The sequence below is a fragment of the Streptomyces sp. NPDC048436 genome, assembly GCF_043200355.1.
Lineage (GTDB): Bacteria > Actinomycetota > Actinomycetes > Streptomycetales > Streptomycetaceae > Streptomyces.
Genome location: NZ_JBICXP010000011.1, coordinates 126,260 through 141,273 on the forward strand (window position 1 = coordinate 126,260; position 15,014 = coordinate 141,273).

Here is a 15,014-nt window from a genome sequence, read left to right on the forward strand (position 1 = left end):
TCGTGAGTCCCCTCAGTTCCCGCTCGTGGCGCGGGCCTGCGCCTTTTTCAGCGCGGCCTCGCTGGACTGCCCGGTGAGCGCGGACTGGAAGGCGCTCTGCAGGGCCAGCGACACGGACGACCAGCGGGCCCCGACCTTCGCGGTGCGGGAGCGGGCGGTGGCCACCTGATCGGCCAGCGCGTCGAGTTCGGGCACTTCCTCGCGCCAGATCGTCGCGGCCTTCTCGTTGGCCGGGACCATCCAGCTGTTGCGCGCGTAGGAGATCTGCTCCTTCTCGGAGGACATACAGCCGATGATCTTCGCGGCGGTCTTCTCGCGTGCCGTGTCACCGGTCTTGGGGACGGTGAGGACGGCACCGCCCAGCGGGCCCACCGACTTGTCCCCCTGCTTCGGGACCGGGATCTGCGCGATGCCCCAGTGCAGGCTCTTCTTGGTGTTGAGGGTCTCCACCTGCCAGGGGCCGTTGATCATCATCGCGGCGTTGCCGGCCATGAACTGATCGTTGACGTCTGCCTGCGTCCAGTTGACGGTCGACTTGGACAGGGAGCCGTCCTTGATGAGGCTCTTCCAGTAGTCGAGGGCGGTGGCGACCTTCGGGGTGGCGAGGTCCGTCTCGTCGCCGCCGTTGGACCACATGAACGGGGTGAACTGGAAGACACCGTCCTCCGCGCCGCCCGCGCTCAGCGCCATGCCGTACTGCTTGCCCTGGGTGAGCTTCTTCGCGCTCTCCCGCATCTGATCCCACGTGGTGGGGACGGGGAGACCGGCCTTCTTCAGGATGTCCTTGTTGTAGAAGAGGGCGAGGGTGTTCACCGTGCGCGCGGCCCCGTAGTACGTCCCCTTGAACGAGCCGAACTCGATGATGCCCTCGGGGACGTCCTTGCTGGACAGGCCCAGACTGCGCAGGTCGACGAGTCCGCCCGCCTCGGCGAAGGTCGGCATCTCGGAGGCGTCGAACTGGATGACGTCAGGGAGCGACTTCGACGACGCCATGCGCAGCGACTTCGTCATGACCTGCGCGGCCGGGACACTCTGCTGCTCGATGGTGATGCCCAGTTTCTTGCTGCAGCGCGAGAGCGTGGCGGCGTCCCAGCCGTGGTACGAGTCGTCGGTCGAGGAGTTGAGGACCGTGTATACGTCGTCGTCGCGCTGCTGGCCGCAGCCGGCGAGTGCCGCGGTGGCGACGAGTGCGGAGACAACGGTGAGCGGGGCCATGGCCCGTCGCCCGGTTCGGCGGCGCCCGGCGCGCGTCGCCTCCGGTGAGGTTACTGCTGTCACGGTGGTTGCCCTTGCCTGAGAGGGGTGGCCGGCCGCGGCGGAACGCCCGTGTCCCGCCGGGGTGTTCGCGTAGCCCGTACGGCTCCGGCCGGCGCCGTTTGTTTTCTGCCATGACTAATACGCCATGGCTCGTCGAAGCGCTAGACCTGAGATACGAAACTCACCACCAGCAAGGCCGCAATTACCTGCTGTTAGCCGTGTCGTAGCCGTGTCGAAGCGCTTCGACGATTCTGCGTCCGCACCCCTTGATCTTTTGTTTTCCGTGCGATCAAATGGCGCCGACAGACCGCTTGCCCCGCAAGGTCGACCCCCTCTGCTCACCTGGGAAGAACATGAAGTTCACCGACGGTTTCTGGCTGATGCGCGACGGGGTCAGGGCCTCGTACGCCACCGAGGTCCGCGACGTCCGCGCGGGCGCCGACCGCTTCACCGCGTACGCCGCGGTCCAGCGCGTCGAGCGCCGCGGCGACACCCTCAACTCCGCGCTGCTGACCACCGATTGCTTCTCCCCGGCCGAGGGCGTCATCGGCGTCCGCGTCACCCACCTGGCCGGCAAGCGCCACCCGGGCCCCGACTTCGCACTGGCCGGCGCGGACACCCCGGCCGGGCAGGTTCGCCGCGACGGCAACGTTGTCGAGCTGGCCAGCGGCGCCCTGTCGGTGCGCCTGGACACCTCCGCGCCATGGACGTTGTCCTTCCACGACGCGGACGGACGCGAGGTGACATCAGCGGGCCGCAAGGGCACGGCCTTCTTCACCACCGCCGACGGCGCGCACCACATGGCAGGCCGGCTGAGCCTCGGCGTCGGCGAGCAGGTCTACGGTCTCGGCGAGCGCTTCACACCGTTCGTCAAGAACGGCCAGGTCGTCGACATGTGGCAGGCCGACGGCGGCACCAGCAGCGAACAGGCCTACAAGAACGTCCCGTTCAGCCTCCACCTCTCTCCGGCGGGCGCGTACGGCGTGTTCGTCAACCACCCCGGCAAGGTCGGCTACGAGATCGGCTCCGAATCGGTCGGCCAGATGCAGTTCAGCGTCGAGGACCAGACCCTGGAGTACTACGTCATCGCGGGCCCGACCCCCAAGGACGTACTGCGCCGCTACACGGCGCTCACCGGCCGCCCCGCGCTGCCGCCCGCCTGGTCGTTCGGCCTGTGGCTGACGACGTCGTTCACCACGCAGTACGACGAGGAGACGGTGACGTCGTTCGTCGACGGCATGGCCGAGCGTGAACTGCCGCTGAGCGTCTTCCACTTCGACTGCTTCTGGATGCGCGAGTACCAGTGGTCGGACTTCACCTGGGACCCGGACGTCTTCCCGGACCCGGCGGGCATGCTGGCCCGGCTCAAGGAGCGCGGCCTTCGCATCTCCGTCTGGATCAACCCGTACATCGCCCAGAAATCCGCCCTGTTCGACGAGGCCGCTGACCTCGGCTATCTCGTCACGAAGCGTGACGGCGACATCTGGCAGTGGGACCTGTGGCAGGCCGGCATGGGCCTGGTCGACTTCACGAACCCCGACGCCTGCGCCTGGTTCCAGACGAAGCTGAAGGTACTGCTCGACCAGGGCGTCGACTGCTTCAAGACGGACTTCGGCGAGCGCGTCCCCACGGACGTGGTCTGGTACGACGGCTCCGACCCGGAGCGGATGCACAACTACTACACGCACCTCTACAACCAGGTCGTCTTCGAACTGCTGCAGAAGGAGCGGGGCATCGGCGAGGCGGTCCTGTTCGCGCGCTCGGCGACGGCGGGCGGGCAGCAGTTCCCGGTGCACTGGGGCGGTGACTGCTGGTCGTCCTTCGGCGCGATGACGGAGTCCTTGCGCGGCGGCCTTTCCCTGTCGCTCTCGGGCTTCGGTTTCTGGTCGCACGACATCGGCGGCTTCGAGGGCACGCCCGATCCGGCGGTCTTCAAGCGCTGGCTCGCCTTCGGCCTGCTCTCCTCGCACAGCCGCCTGCACGGTTCGAGCTCGTACCGGGTGCCGTGGGAGTTCGGCGACGAAGCGGTCGACGTGACACGGAAGTTCACCCGGCTCAAGCACCGCCTCATGCCATATCTGTACGGGGCCGCGACCGAGGCCCACCGCGACGGCGTGCCGCTGATGCGGCCCATGCTCCTGGAGTTCCCCGAGGACCCGACGACGCGCGTCCTCGACCGCCAGTACATGCTCGGCCCGGACCTGCTCGTGGCCCCCGTCTTCTCCGCCGACGGAGACGTCGAGTTCTATCTCCCCGAGGGCACCTGGACCCATCTGCTCACCGGAGAGCGGGTGCAGGGCCCGGCCTGGCGCCGCGAGACCCATGGCTTCGACAGCCTGCCGCTGTACGTCCGGCCCGGTGCGGTGCTCCCGCTCGGCGCCGACGAACTGCGCCCCGACGGCGACTGGACCGACGGCCTCACGCTGCTCGTCACCCCCGACGCGCACGACGTGACCGTCACGGTCCCCGACCACGAGGGCGGAACGGCCGCCGCGTACCGGGTGGCGCGGGACGCGGACACCGGCGCGGTGAGCGTGACGGCACCGGACAATAGCGCGGCTCCCGTGATCTCGGAGCTGTGAGCTGTGAGCGAGGGCCCTTCTCCGTGCAGGGAAGGGCCCTCGCTCACGAACAGCGGTACTGCCCTAGCAACTGCCGTCCGACACCTTGAGGCCGGTGCCCGCGCCCGCCGTCCTGCCCACGATGGCCGGCACACAGGCGGCGCTGTCGAGGGTGTACGAGTAGGGGATGCTCACCGTGGTGTTGGACGTCGGATTCGGGCCCGCCGGCTTGTACTCGCTGCCGGCGGGGGACCAGGTCACCTTGTCGAAGGTGTTGCCGCTGACCTGCCAGTAGCCGGCCGCGCTGGTGTAGAAGGTGCCGAGGACGTCCTTGGAGTCCTTGAAGTAGTTGTTGTCCACCTTGGCCTTGGCTCCGGCGCGGGAGTTGATGCCGGACTCGTTCAGGCCCACGTAGTAGTTGTTGTAGATGTGGGCCGTGCCGCCGCGCAGCAGGGGCGTACGGGAGTCGATGTTCTCGTACTTGTTGTGGGCGTACGTGATGTAGCTGTTCGATACGTCGCTCTCGCTCGACCCCACGAGACCGCCGCGCCCGGAGTTGCGCAGGATGCTGTACGACAAGGTCACGTACTGCGTGTTGTCCTTCATGTCGAAGAGACCGTCGAAGCCCTCCGACTCCCCGCCCGACGCCTCCAGGGTCGTGTGGTCGACCCAGACGTTGCGGACGTCGCTCTCCATGCCGATGGCGTCGCCGCCGTTGGACGTGGGCGAGCCGGACTTCTTGACGTTCCTGACGGTCACGTTCTGGATGACGATGTTGCTGGAATCCCTTATGTGGATGCCCAGTTGATCGAATACGGCACCGCTGCCGACGCCGACGAGCGTCACGTTGCTGATCTGCTTGAGCTCGATGACGCCGGCCGCGGTGTTGCAGCTCTCGCCCGACACCTTCGCGGTGTTGGCGTGGTTGATCTTCCCCTCGACCTCAATGGTGATCGGGGTGTCGTCGGCTGCGCGGCTGCACAGGGCCGCGTGGATCGCGGTGCCCGTCGTGGCCCGCACCGTCTTCCCGCCCGCGCCGCCGGTGGTCCCGCCGTTCTGCGTCGCGTATCCGGTGGCGCCGCCGGCCGCGGCCGATGCCACCGGTTGCGCCGACGCCTGCGGCAGCGTCAGCACCGCACCGGTCGCGGCCGTGACGGCCAGCGCGGCCAGCGTGGCGTGCAGTCTCCGTGAACGTACTCGGCTCATGGTCGGCTCCCTGTTTCATCGTTGAATTCCGGGTGTCGCTGTCCCACAAGCCGTAGTCGCCACGGTGGCCCCCGAAGTTGCCGCCCCTGTCAGCCGGCGTCCACGGACGGCTCGGCCCCGTCCGGCTCCTGCTTGCCCGCGTTGATCGCCAGTGCCGCGATCGCCATGGCCACCAGGAAGACCAGCGCCGAGCCGATGAACGCCCTGGTGTATCCGTGGGTCATGGCCTCAGCCGCCCGCTCGACCAGCGCGAAGTCATGCCGGCGCAGCCCCGCGAAGTAGGCGTCGCTCGCGCGGGGGAGCCGGTCGTCGGCCACCGCGTTGGAGAGCGTGGCCAACGCGGCGAGACCCAGCGCCCCACCGAGCTGCTGCGCGGTGTTGAGCGTCGCCGACGCGCTGCCCGCCTCGTTGTCGGCGACTCCCCGTACGGCGCCGAGTGTCATCGGTACGAAGGTCGCGCCGAGCCCCAGCGCGGTGACGAACATGCCGGGCAGCAACCCGGTCACGTACGACGAATCCGGGGTCAGACGGCTGAGCCAGAACATCCCGAGCGCCGCGACCATCAGGCCGGGCGCGGCCATCACCCGTGGAGCCACCTTCACCATCATCCGGGAGCCGATTCCGGCCATGATGCCGACCCCGGCGCTGAACGGCAGATACGCGAGACCGGCCCGGACGGCGCTGTATTGGAGCACCTGCTGCATGTACAGCGTCAGGAAGTAGAAGGTGGCGAACATCCCGATGCCGACGAGGAACATGGTGGCGTAGGACCCCGCACGGCTGCGGTCCCGCAGCACGCTCAGCGGCAGCATCGGGTGCTTCCCCCTGGCCTGGGAGATGACGAAGACCACGAGCAGCACCGCGGCGGCGGCGAAACAGGCGAGGCTGAGGCGATCGTCCCAGCCGTCCTCGCCGCCGCGTGTGATCGCGTACACGAGTGAGAGCAGCCCCGCGGTCCCGGTGACGGCTCCGGGGATGTCGAGCCTGCCGTTGGTGCGCTCGGCCTCGCCGAGCACGACGGTGCCGGCGAGCACGCCTATCCCGATGGGAATGTTGACCAGCAGCACCCAGCGCCAGTTGAGGTACTCGGTGAGCAGGCCGCCGAGGATGAGGCCGACCGTCGAGCCGACCCCGGCCATGGCGGCGTACACCCCCATGGCCCGATTGCGGGCCTTGCCCTCGGCGAAGGTCGTGGCGATCAACGAGAGGGCGGTGGGCGCCGCGACGGCGGCGGACATGCCCTGCATGACGCGTGCCGCGATGAGCAATCCCGAGTTCGGGGCGATGCCGCCGAGCAGTGAGGCGAGCGAGAAGACGACGATGCCGGCCCGGAAGACGCGGCGGCGGCCGAACAGATCTCCGGCGCGACCGCCGAGCAGCATGAATCCGCCGAAGGCCAGGGCATAGGCGTTGACCACCCAGGCCAGATTCGCGGCGGACATCTTGAGCGAGGCCTGGACGCTCGGCAGGGCGATGTTCACGATCGTGGCGTCGAGCACCACCATCAACTCGGCGGCGGCGATGACCAGCAGGGCGAGACCCGGGTGGCGGGTCCCCGGGTGGGGCTTCCCCGAAGAGCGCTTGGGTAGGGAGTCGGCGGGGGCCGATCCGGCCCTGGCTTCGGATGACATGGGGCCTCCAGAGGGCAATTCCAGAAGACTCTGCGTGCGTTGACTTCTTTTACCAGGGCCGTCTAGGCTTTTTGCCGGTACACAACACTTGGGTTCTCAACTTAAATCCGGAATGTGAGTTCAACGGAGGCAGGATTTATGCGCGTTCAACTGGTAAAGGGGATCGCTCTGGTCTCCACCGGCCTCCTCGCCGGCGCGTTCGGCTATGGCGCGGTCAACCTCGCACCGACTTTCGATGCCGTGCCGATCGAAATGCGGCTTTCATTCCACGCCGAACTGATGAAGATGAACTCGCCCGTCATGCAGACGGCCATGGCTGTGTCCACTCTCAGCTCGCTCGTCCTGACTTTCCTGACGCGCGGTACGGCGCGGCTGCTCGCAGGCGGGGCCACCGCGCTGACGGCGGCCTCGTTCCTGATCACCCGGTTCGGGAACGTGCCGATCAACGCCGACATCAAGAAGTGGGCCGTCACCTCCGCACCCCCCAACCACGGGGAGATCCTGGACCGTTGGGAGTTGTTCAACCAGCTGCGGACGGGCACAGCCGTGATCGCCCTCGTGCTCCTCTCCATCATGGCCGTGGGCCGCTTCGGAGACCGTCCGGCCCGCTCCGAGGAACGGCAGCCGCAGCTCTCCGACGCCTGACGCGCTCACCGAACCCGCCATCGCCGCCATCATTTTCTCGAGATCCCATTCCCGTTCTTGCCGACGGACCGCATCAGCGGCGGCGGTTCAGCTGGCGGGCCATAATGCGTTCCGTCTTGCTCAAAGGGCGGTCCGGGCAGAGTCGTTCGGGGTGGCCCGGTGCGGGGTCCTTCAGGGTGGGAGGCACCGGGCCCATCATCGACTCGCCGAAGGCGATCATTCCGTCCCAGAGAAAATGCAGCATGCGAGCGGCCAGAGAGAACATAAGGGCATCGTTGCCGACGGCGGAAAAGCCGCTGTAAAGCCCGGGTTCACTCGGTGACGAAGTCCGCCATCATCGCCATGTCCTCGTGCTCCAGGTTGTGGCAGTGCAGCATGAACGTCCCCGCGTAGTCGGTGAACCGCACCGCCACCTCGACCGCGTCGGACGGCGGCAGATCGACCGTGTCCTTCCAGCCCGCGTCGTACGCACCGGGCTCGCCGTTGTTTCGCGAGATCACCTGGAAGTGGTTCAGATGCAGATGGACCGGGTGGTGCAGATTGGTGGTGAACCGCCAGATCTCCAACTGCCCCAGTTTCGGGCGGGCCAGCGCGCGCCCAGGCAGGTAGGTCCGGTCGTTGATGGTCCAGCCGTCCTTGCCCTGTCGGAAGTCGAAGTCACGGGTCAGGACGGCCTTGTCCGGGTCGAGAGCCGGGACATGCGACAGCCGGTCCGGCACCCTCGCGTCGTCCCGGGCCGAGCCGCCCGAGATCTCGAACGCCATCACGTCGTGGGCGGTGCCGTCGGCGAGCGTGTTCACCAGGCGCACCGTGGTGCCGGCCTTCCAGCGGGCGAAGTCCACGACCACATCGGACCGTTCGCCGGGCCCAAGACGGATCGCGTCGTGCAGCAGCGGCCGCTCAAGGAGGCCGCCGTCGCTGCCCACCTGGACGAACGCGTCGCCGCCCGAGGGCTGCGGGGTGAACTCCAGCCGGTAGGGGCGGGCGTTGGACGCGTTCAGGAAGCGCAGCCTGTGCCGGGCCCGTGCGGTCCTGTGCACCGGCCAGGGCGCTCCGTTGACCAGGACGACATCGCCGAGCACGCCGTCCATATAGGCGTCGGAGACACCCGGCGTACTCAGCTTGGAGTCGGTCAGCGGGTAACGGAAGGAGCCGTCCTCGGCGAACGACCTGTCCGTGATCATCAGCGGAATGTCCCGCTCGCCCCGGGGCAGCGGCAGCTTTTCTTCTTCGTCGTCGTGTACGAGGTGGAACCCGGCGAGCCCCCGCCACACACCCAGGCCCGTCCAGCTCATCCGGTGGTCGTGGTACCAGAGAGTCGCCGCGCGCTGGTCCATCGGGTAGGTGTGTGTACGTTCGCCCTCGGCCGTCCCGCTCACGCCGAAGTGCCCGCCGTGGCCGGAGTGTCCGGGCATGCCCTTCATCATGGTGGCCATCGCCGCGTCGGCCGAGATGCCGCCGCCGGCGGGCAGGATGACATCGGTGGGGTAGCCGTCGCTCGCGGACGGTGTGTGGCCGCCGTGCAGATGCACCACGGTCGGCTGCGGCAGCCGGTTGCGGTGTCTGACCCGGGTGCGGCGCCCCGAGCGGGAGACCAGAGTGGGGCCGGGGAAGGTCCCGCCGTACGTCCAGGCACGCGTGCGCAGGCCCGGCAGGATTTCGAGATCGGCGACCTGCTGGGTGATCCGGTACACGTCCGTGGTGCCGTCGGTGCTCTCCGGTTCCAGCACCTTCGGTATCGGCAGCGCCACTTGGTAGGGACCGGGCAGCTTCGCTCCCGACCTCAGGAGCTTGCCGGGGGCGGCCCCGCTCGCTCCCCGGTCGAGGCTGCCGAGCAGGGGAACACCGACCGCGGCGAGGGAGGCGGCTCCCAGGGCGGTGCTGCCGAGAAACGCACGTCGCCTCATGCCACGGGCTCCGCGGAGCTCTCGGACGCGGTGGACGACCTGGACGGCTCGGCGGGATCCGGACTCGCGGATCCCGCACGAGACGTCACCGGCGCACCGGAGTCGATCCAGGCCCGCGACACCAGGACGGCGATGGCGCTCACCACGATCACGCCGAGGGCGATATGCGGCGCCACCGCGTGCGCGATGCCGAGGATCAGCTCGCCGGCGAGCGCGAGGACCAGCACCACGGAGACCGGCACCGGCCACATCGGGCCGCCCGCGCGGCGGAACCAGACCGCCGTACCCGCCGTGATCAGCGCGAGGCTGATCACCGCGCGGGCATTGACGTCGTGCATCTTCAGGGCGTCGTAGTCGCCGCCGATGTAGCCGGCGGCGAAGCCGACCTGTACCAGGGCCGTCAGCCCGAGCAGCGTGGCCGCCGCCCGGAAGAACGTCCGGGCTCTACGCGCGCCCCCGCGGGGTGGTGGTATGGGCAAGTTGGTCACCATGCCGAGTCTTCAGGCGCCGGCTCCCGCTGTCATCTCTGAGATTGCTGTCTGCCGCGTCAGGCCGACGCCCGGATCTCGTGCAGCGCCGCGCCGTCGGTGAGGACGGTCTGATGGGCCATGCGCAGTTCCAGGCCCGGTTCGATGCCGAGCTCCTCGATGAGCCGGCCACGGGTGCGGCGGTACGAGGCGAGCGCGTCGCCGCTCCGGCCGCTGCGGTACAGCGCCACCATGAGCCGGGCGCAGAAGCCCTCGTTGAGCGGGTCCTCCGCCACCAGCCTGCGCAGTTCACCGACGAGTTCGAGCTCGCGGCCGAGCTGCAGGTCCAGGTCGACGCGCCGCTTGAGCGCCGTCATCCACGCCTCGTCGTACAGCAGCGCGGTGCCCGCGAGTGCGGGGCTCTCGGGGAGGTCTTCGAGCGTGGGGCCGCGACGCAGTGCCAGCGCCTCGCGGTACTGCCGCGACGCCAGCTCGATGTGACCCGCCTCCGCGGACTCCCAGGCCAGCGCGCACATCCGGTCGAAGCACACGGTGTCGAGGATTCCGTCGTTGACCTGGAGCTGGTAGCCGGGGGCGCGGGTGCGCAGGGTGCACCAGCGGCCGTCGAGTCCGTGGCGGATCAGGAACTTGCGCAGCTGCGAGACGTAGACGCGCAGCGCGGCGAGCGCGGTGGCCGGCAGCTGGTCGCCCCAGAGCTCCCGGATCAGCGCGTCGTTGGACACGGTGACGTTCGGGCGGATCAGCAGGGCGGCGAGCAGCTGGCGCAGCTTGCGCTGGGGCAGCGGGACCTCCACCGAGTCCACGAAGATCTCCAGTGGTCCCAGGAGCCGCAGCGCCACCTTGCGCCCCGCCTCCTCCAGGCCCGGAGGCGTCTGCGTATCAAGCACCGCGGTCATGCGTGCGCCTCCAGCCGGGGGTGGGCGCTGCGGAAGAACGCCAGCGGCGGCTCTTCGCGGAGGAGGCCGAGGTCGACGACCTCACCGAGGACGACCTCGTGGTCGCCGCCCGAGAACATGGCGTGCAGCCTGCAGTCGAGGAAGGCCAGCGCGCCATCGATGACGGGTGAACCGGTGGAGCCGGGGCGGTGCGGCAGCTCACCGAAGCGGGCGGAGTCGCGGGCCGCGAAGTCCCGGCACACGCCTGCCTGATCGGACGCGAGGATGTTGACGGCGAAGGAACCACAGGCGCGGACGGCGGCCAGCGCCCTGGACTCCTTGTGCACGCAGAACAGCACGAGCGGCGGGTCCATCGACACCGAGGTGAAAGAATTCACGGTGAGCCCGACCGGGTCTTTGTCCATGCCCTGGCAGGTAATCACCGTAACGCCGGTGACAAACCGTCCACACACTTCACGGAATGTCCCTCCGTCCACGGACGTGATGCGCGGTTCCTTGGATTTGGAAACGATCAGGCTGTCCACTTGAACCCCCTCCGAATGAACGCATCCACCCGTCGTCACGGTGTACTTCACAGAACCGGAGAGAAGGGCGGTGCGAGTGTGGCGAGCGTATCGACGGAGGCTTGCCTTCGCCTACGGTCCGATGGCTGACGCACCCCGTACTTTCGGCTGAAGGAGCCGTACCGCCGCACGGCGAACGCGCTTCAGCCGCTGGTCCAGGGCGTGCGGTTGGGCCAGTACGTCGCTCCGCACTCCGGCGCAGACAGGGCAATCTGGGAGTACGGGCGGCCCCTGCCGGGCGTACTTCGGCTGTTTTTCCCTGCCCTCATCCGCGCTTTACCGGCCCGGGTGATTCTGATTCCGTCGCCTGCTGAGCGGCGCACTCGGAACGGGAGGAATGAGAATGCGCAACACCCTCATCGTGGCCCGCATGAAGCCGAACGCGGCTGCGGATGTGAGCCGTATCTTCGCGGATTCCGATGCCGGCGAACTTCCCCACCTCATCGGCGTACGGGAACGTCGGCTCTACCGCTTCCATGATCTCTACATGCATTACATCGAGTCCGACGACGAGGTGCGCAATTCCCTAGCAGAGGTGCGCGACCACGAGCTGTTCCAGGACATCAACCGGCAGTTGAGCGCGCACATCACCGCATACGACCCGCAGACCTGGCGGAGTCCAGACGACGCGATGGCGCAGGAGTTCTACACCTGGCAGGCGAACACGTGAACGCATGGGTGGCAATCGAGAGGAGACTGGCGTGGCCAGCGAGCGAATGACCCGGATCGCAGCAAAAGACGTCGCGTCCAACCGGCGCCGGGGCGGGGATCTGCGCACCCTGCTCAGCCCGGCCACGGCCGGCACGACCTCGGGCTTCATGGGCGTACTCACCCTGGAGCCGGGCGAGGTCGTCACCGAGCACTACCACCCCTACTCGGAGGAGTTCCTCTACCTCGTCAGCGGCTCGATCACGGCGCGCGTGGACGGGGAACCCGTCTCGCTCGACGCGGGCGACGCCCTGCATCTGCCGATCAACGTGCGGCACCGGCTGGAGAACCACGGCGAGAAGCCTGCCTTCATGGTCTTCCAGCTGGGCCCGCTCGCGCCGAGCCCCGAGCTCGGCCACGTGGACACCGAACCTCTTCCCGAACGGGAGTCCATATGAGCGCCCGGCGGGCGGTGGTCACCGGGATCGGGGTGGTCGCCCCCGGCGGCATCGGCGCCAAGGCCTTCTGGAAGCTGCTGACAGAGGGCCGCACGGCCACCCGCGCCATCACACACTTCGACGCGTCGGGCTACCGCTCCCGGATCGGCGCCGAGTGCGACTTCGACCCCGCGGCGGCCGGGCTCACGCCCGAAGAGATCCACCGTATGGACCGCTGCTCACAGTTCGCCGTGGTCGCGGCGCGCGAGGCGCTCGCCGACAGTGGCGCCGAGACCGACGACCTGGCACCGCACCGCATCGGCGTGTCCGTGGGCAGCGCCGTCGGCTCCACAACCACCCTGGAGCAGGAGTACGTACAGGTCAGCGGCGGCGGACAGCAGTGGGTGGTAGACGCGGGGAACCCCCACCCGCATCTGTACCGGGCACTCGTGCCCAGTGCTCTCGGCGCTGAGGTCGCCTGGACGGCCGGCGCCCAGGGGCCGGTCCGGGTGGTGTCGACCGGATGCACATCGGGGCTCGACTCCGTGGCGCAGGGCGCCCAGTTCATCGAGGACGGAACGGCCGACCTGGTCGTGGCCGGCGCCACCGACGCGCCCATATCGCCGATCACCGTCGCCTGCTTCGACGCCATCAAGGCCACATCGGCCAACAACGACGACCCGGAGCACGCCTCACGCCCCTTCGACCGGGACCGCGACGGCTTCGTGCTCGGCGAGGGCGCCGCCGTGCTGATCCTTGAGGAGGCCGAGTCCGCGCGCCGCCGCGGCGCCCGGATCTACTGCGAGGTCGCCGGGTACGCGCAGCGCGGCAACGCCTTCCACATGACAGGCCTGCGGCCCGACGGGGTGGAGCTCGCCGAGGCCGTACGGGTCGCCCTGGACCGTGCCCAACTGCCGCCCGACGCCGTCGACTATGTCAACGCCCACGGTTCGGGGACCCGGCAGAACGACCGGCACGAGACCGCCGCGTTCAAGACGTCCCTGGGCGACCACGCCCGTCGGGTGCCCGTGAGTTCGATCAAGTCGATGATCGGCCACTCGCTGGGAGCGATCGGCGCCCTGGAACTCGTGGCGTGCGCGCTCGCCATCGAGATGAACACGGTGCCTCCGACCGCCAATCTGCACCATCCCGATCCGGAACTCGACCTGGACTACGTGCCCTTGACGGCACGCGAGCAGGTCACCGACACCGTACTGAGCGTCGGCAGCGGCTTCGGCGGCTTCCAGACGGCGATGGTGCTGACGGCGCCACGGCCGGCGGTGCGCGATGCCTGAGACAGCGACGAGCACCCGCCGCACCGTGGTCACCGGGATCTCGGCGATCGCGCCGGGCGGCACCGGCGCCGACGCGTTCTGGCAGTCGGTCCTCGCGGGCCGCAACAGCCTCGGCCCGGTGACCAGGTTCGACGCGGACAGCTTCCCGGTCCGCGTGGTAGGCGAGGCAGCAGGCGAGGAACTGGACGGCATCGACCCCAAACTGGCGGTGCAGACAGACCGTTGGACCCAGCTCGCGCTGCTCGCGAGCGAGGAGGCGCTGCGGGACGCCGCGGTGCGACCCGAACAGTTCTCGCCGTACGACCTCGGGGTCATCACGGCCTCGTCGTCCGGGGGAAACACCTTCGGACAGCGGGAGATCGAGGCTCTGTGGTCGAAGGGGCCGCGCCACGTGGGCCCGTACCAGTCGATCGCCTGGTTCTACGCGGCCACGACCGGGCAGCTGTCGATCCGGCACGGCATGAAGGGACCCTGCGGGGTCACCGTCACCGAGCAGGCAGGTGGGCTCGACGCGATCGCGCAGGCCAGGCGCACCCTGCTGCAGGGGGACGCCAAAGCCGTCCTGACGGGCGGCACCGAAGCCCCGCTCAGTCCGTACGCGCTGGCCTGCCAGACCACTTCACGGCGGTTGAGCACCACCGGCGACCCGCACCGCGCCTATCTGCCGTTCGACGTGGCCGCAGGAGGCCACGTCCCCGGCGAGGGCGGCGCGCTGCTCGTCCTGGAGGACGAGGACAGCGCCCGTGAGCGCGGCGCCCGGCCGTACGGGGAGATCGCCGGGCACGCCTCGACGTTCGACCCGGCGCCGGGCGTACCGCTCACCGCGGGACCCACCGCCCTGCGCCGGGCCGTCGAACTCGCCCTTGCGGACGCCCGGGTGCGCCCCGACGAGGTCGACGTGGTCTTCGCCGACGCGGCGGGCACACCCGACCTCGACCGTGCCGAGGCGCGGTGCCTGGTCGAGGTGTTCGGCCCGCACGGGGTGCCGGTCACGGCGCCCAAGGCGCGGTACGGGCGGCTGTACGCCGGAGGCGCTCCGCTCGATGTGGTCACCGCGCTGCTGGCGCTGCGCGAGGGGGTGATCCCGCCCACCGGGCCCACCGCCACCGCGGACGCCGCGTACCGGATCGACCTCGTGAGCGAGCCGCGCGAGGGCCCGCTGCGTACCGCCCTGGTGATCGCCAGGGGGTACGGCGGCTTCAACTCCGCCCTCGTCGTCCGCGCACTCACCCCGTGAATCCACCTCGTACATCCGCCCCATGAACCGAAAGGACCGGCATCCATGACTGTGCCGCCCCTCACCTACGACGACTTCGTGACGATCATCCAGCGCTGCACCGGAGTCTCCGCCGACGTGCTGCAGGTGGACGACCCGACCGTGACCATCGATGACATGGGAGTGGACTCCCTCGGCCTGCTCAACGTCCTCACCGAAGTGGAGAACCGCTACGACATCCGGCTCGACGCCGAAGGCGTCACC

13 protein-coding genes and 2 pseudogenes are annotated in these 15,014 nt (G+C 69.0%); 7 read left to right on the forward strand and 8 right to left on the reverse strand.

Annotated elements, in window-relative coordinates; genetic code table 11:
• Nucleotides 1–12 precede the first annotated feature (12 nt).
• Nucleotides 13–1,215 (reverse strand): ABC transporter substrate-binding protein, encoded by a 1,203-nt coding sequence (locus ACGFX9_RS30870; protein ID WP_393480437.1) that lies wholly within the window; start codon nucleotides 1,213–1,215, stop codon nucleotides 13–15.
• 395 nt (nucleotides 1,216–1,610) lie between these two features.
• Here ACGFX9_RS30870 and yicI point away from each other — a divergent pair, with 395 nt between their 5' ends.
• The gene (gene yicI, locus ACGFX9_RS30875; RefSeq protein WP_393480024.1) at nucleotides 1,611–3,839 is read left to right on the forward strand and encodes an alpha-xylosidase; all 2,229 of its coding nucleotides are present in this window, start codon (nucleotides 1,611–1,613) and stop codon (nucleotides 3,837–3,839) included.
• Nucleotides 3,840–3,905: 66 nt separating this feature from the next.
• Here the strand turns inward: yicI and ACGFX9_RS30880 are convergent.
• Both ACGFX9_RS30880 and ACGFX9_RS30885 read right to left on the reverse strand, forming a co-directional pair.
• Nucleotides 3,906–5,024 (reverse strand): annotated as a pseudogene (locus tag ACGFX9_RS30880) (polysaccharide lyase family 1 protein); the annotation flags it as partial.
• An 89-nt stretch (nucleotides 5,025–5,113) separates the two neighbouring features.
• Nucleotides 5,114–6,655 (reverse strand): MFS transporter, encoded by a 1,542-nt coding sequence (locus ACGFX9_RS30885; RefSeq protein WP_393480029.1) that lies wholly within the window; start codon nucleotides 6,653–6,655, stop codon nucleotides 5,114–5,116.
• 138 nt (nucleotides 6,656–6,793) lie between these two features.
• Between ACGFX9_RS30885 and ACGFX9_RS30890 the strand changes: the two genes are divergently transcribed.
• Nucleotides 6,794–7,300 (forward strand): anthrone oxygenase family protein, encoded by a 507-nt coding sequence (locus ACGFX9_RS30890; protein ID WP_393480032.1) that lies wholly within the window; start codon nucleotides 6,794–6,796, stop codon nucleotides 7,298–7,300.
• Nucleotides 7,301–7,373: 73 nt separating this feature from the next.
• Here the strand turns inward: ACGFX9_RS30890 and ACGFX9_RS30895 are convergent, their stop codons facing one another.
• Genes ACGFX9_RS30895 through ACGFX9_RS30915 form a run of 5 tightly spaced genes read right to left on the reverse strand, consistent with a single transcriptional unit; the run spans nucleotide 7,374 to nucleotide 11,115 of the window.
• Nucleotides 7,374–7,565 carry a DUF6059 family protein gene (locus tag ACGFX9_RS30895; protein ID WP_393480036.1) on the reverse strand — a complete coding sequence of 64 codons (192 nt, stop codon included), beginning with the start codon at nucleotides 7,563–7,565 and terminating at the stop codon, nucleotides 7,374–7,376.
• A 46-nt stretch (nucleotides 7,566–7,611) separates the two neighbouring features.
• Nucleotides 7,612–9,207 carry a multicopper oxidase family protein gene (locus ACGFX9_RS30900; RefSeq protein WP_393480041.1) on the reverse strand — a complete coding sequence of 532 codons (1,596 nt, stop codon included), beginning with the start codon at nucleotides 9,205–9,207 and terminating at the stop codon, nucleotides 7,612–7,614.
• The gene (locus tag ACGFX9_RS30905; RefSeq protein WP_393480046.1) at nucleotides 9,204–9,698 is read right to left on the reverse strand and encodes a hypothetical protein; all 495 of its coding nucleotides are present in this window, start codon (nucleotides 9,696–9,698) and stop codon (nucleotides 9,204–9,206) included. The genes ACGFX9_RS30900 and ACGFX9_RS30905 overlap by 4 nt, the downstream gene beginning before the upstream one ends.
• A gap of 56 nt (nucleotides 9,699–9,754) precedes the next feature.
• Nucleotides 9,755–10,591 carry a BTAD domain-containing putative transcriptional regulator gene (locus ACGFX9_RS30910; protein WP_393480050.1) on the reverse strand — a complete coding sequence of 279 codons (837 nt, stop codon included), beginning with the start codon at nucleotides 10,589–10,591 and terminating at the stop codon, nucleotides 9,755–9,757.
• Entirely contained in the window at nucleotides 10,588–11,115 is a 528-nt protein-coding gene (locus ACGFX9_RS30915; RefSeq protein ID WP_393480441.1) for a flavin reductase family protein, read from the reverse strand. The genes ACGFX9_RS30910 and ACGFX9_RS30915 overlap by 4 nt, the downstream gene beginning before the upstream one ends.
• 382 nt (nucleotides 11,116–11,497) lie before the next feature.
• Between ACGFX9_RS30915 and ACGFX9_RS30920 the strand changes: the two genes are divergently transcribed.
• From ACGFX9_RS30920 to ACGFX9_RS30940, 5 genes and pseudogenes are all read left to right on the forward strand, one after another.
• Nucleotides 11,498–11,824, forward strand: coding sequence for a TcmI family type II polyketide cyclase (locus ACGFX9_RS30920; RefSeq protein WP_393480054.1), 327 nt, complete (start codon nucleotides 11,498–11,500; stop codon nucleotides 11,822–11,824).
• Nucleotides 11,825–11,870: 46 nt separating this feature from the next.
• Nucleotides 11,871–12,260 carry a cupin domain-containing protein gene (locus ACGFX9_RS30925; RefSeq protein WP_393480444.1) on the forward strand — a complete coding sequence of 130 codons (390 nt, stop codon included), beginning with the start codon at nucleotides 11,871–11,873 and terminating at the stop codon, nucleotides 12,258–12,260.
• On the forward strand, nucleotides 12,257–13,534 hold the full coding sequence (locus ACGFX9_RS30930; protein ID WP_393480059.1) for a beta-ketoacyl-[acyl-carrier-protein] synthase family protein: 1,278 nt from the start codon (nucleotides 12,257–12,259) through the stop codon (nucleotides 13,532–13,534). The genes ACGFX9_RS30925 and ACGFX9_RS30930 overlap by 4 nt, the downstream gene beginning before the upstream one ends.
• Nucleotides 13,527–14,771 carry a ketosynthase chain-length factor gene (locus ACGFX9_RS30935; RefSeq protein ID WP_393480064.1) on the forward strand — a complete coding sequence of 415 codons (1,245 nt, stop codon included), beginning with the start codon at nucleotides 13,527–13,529 and terminating at the stop codon, nucleotides 14,769–14,771. Before ACGFX9_RS30930 ends, ACGFX9_RS30935 begins: the two co-directional genes overlap by 8 nt.
• A 45-nt stretch (nucleotides 14,772–14,816) precedes the next feature.
• Nucleotides 14,817–14,993 (forward strand): annotated as a pseudogene (locus ACGFX9_RS30940) (phosphopantetheine-binding protein); the annotation flags it as partial.
• Between the last annotated feature and the right edge of the window lie 21 nt (nucleotides 14,994–15,014).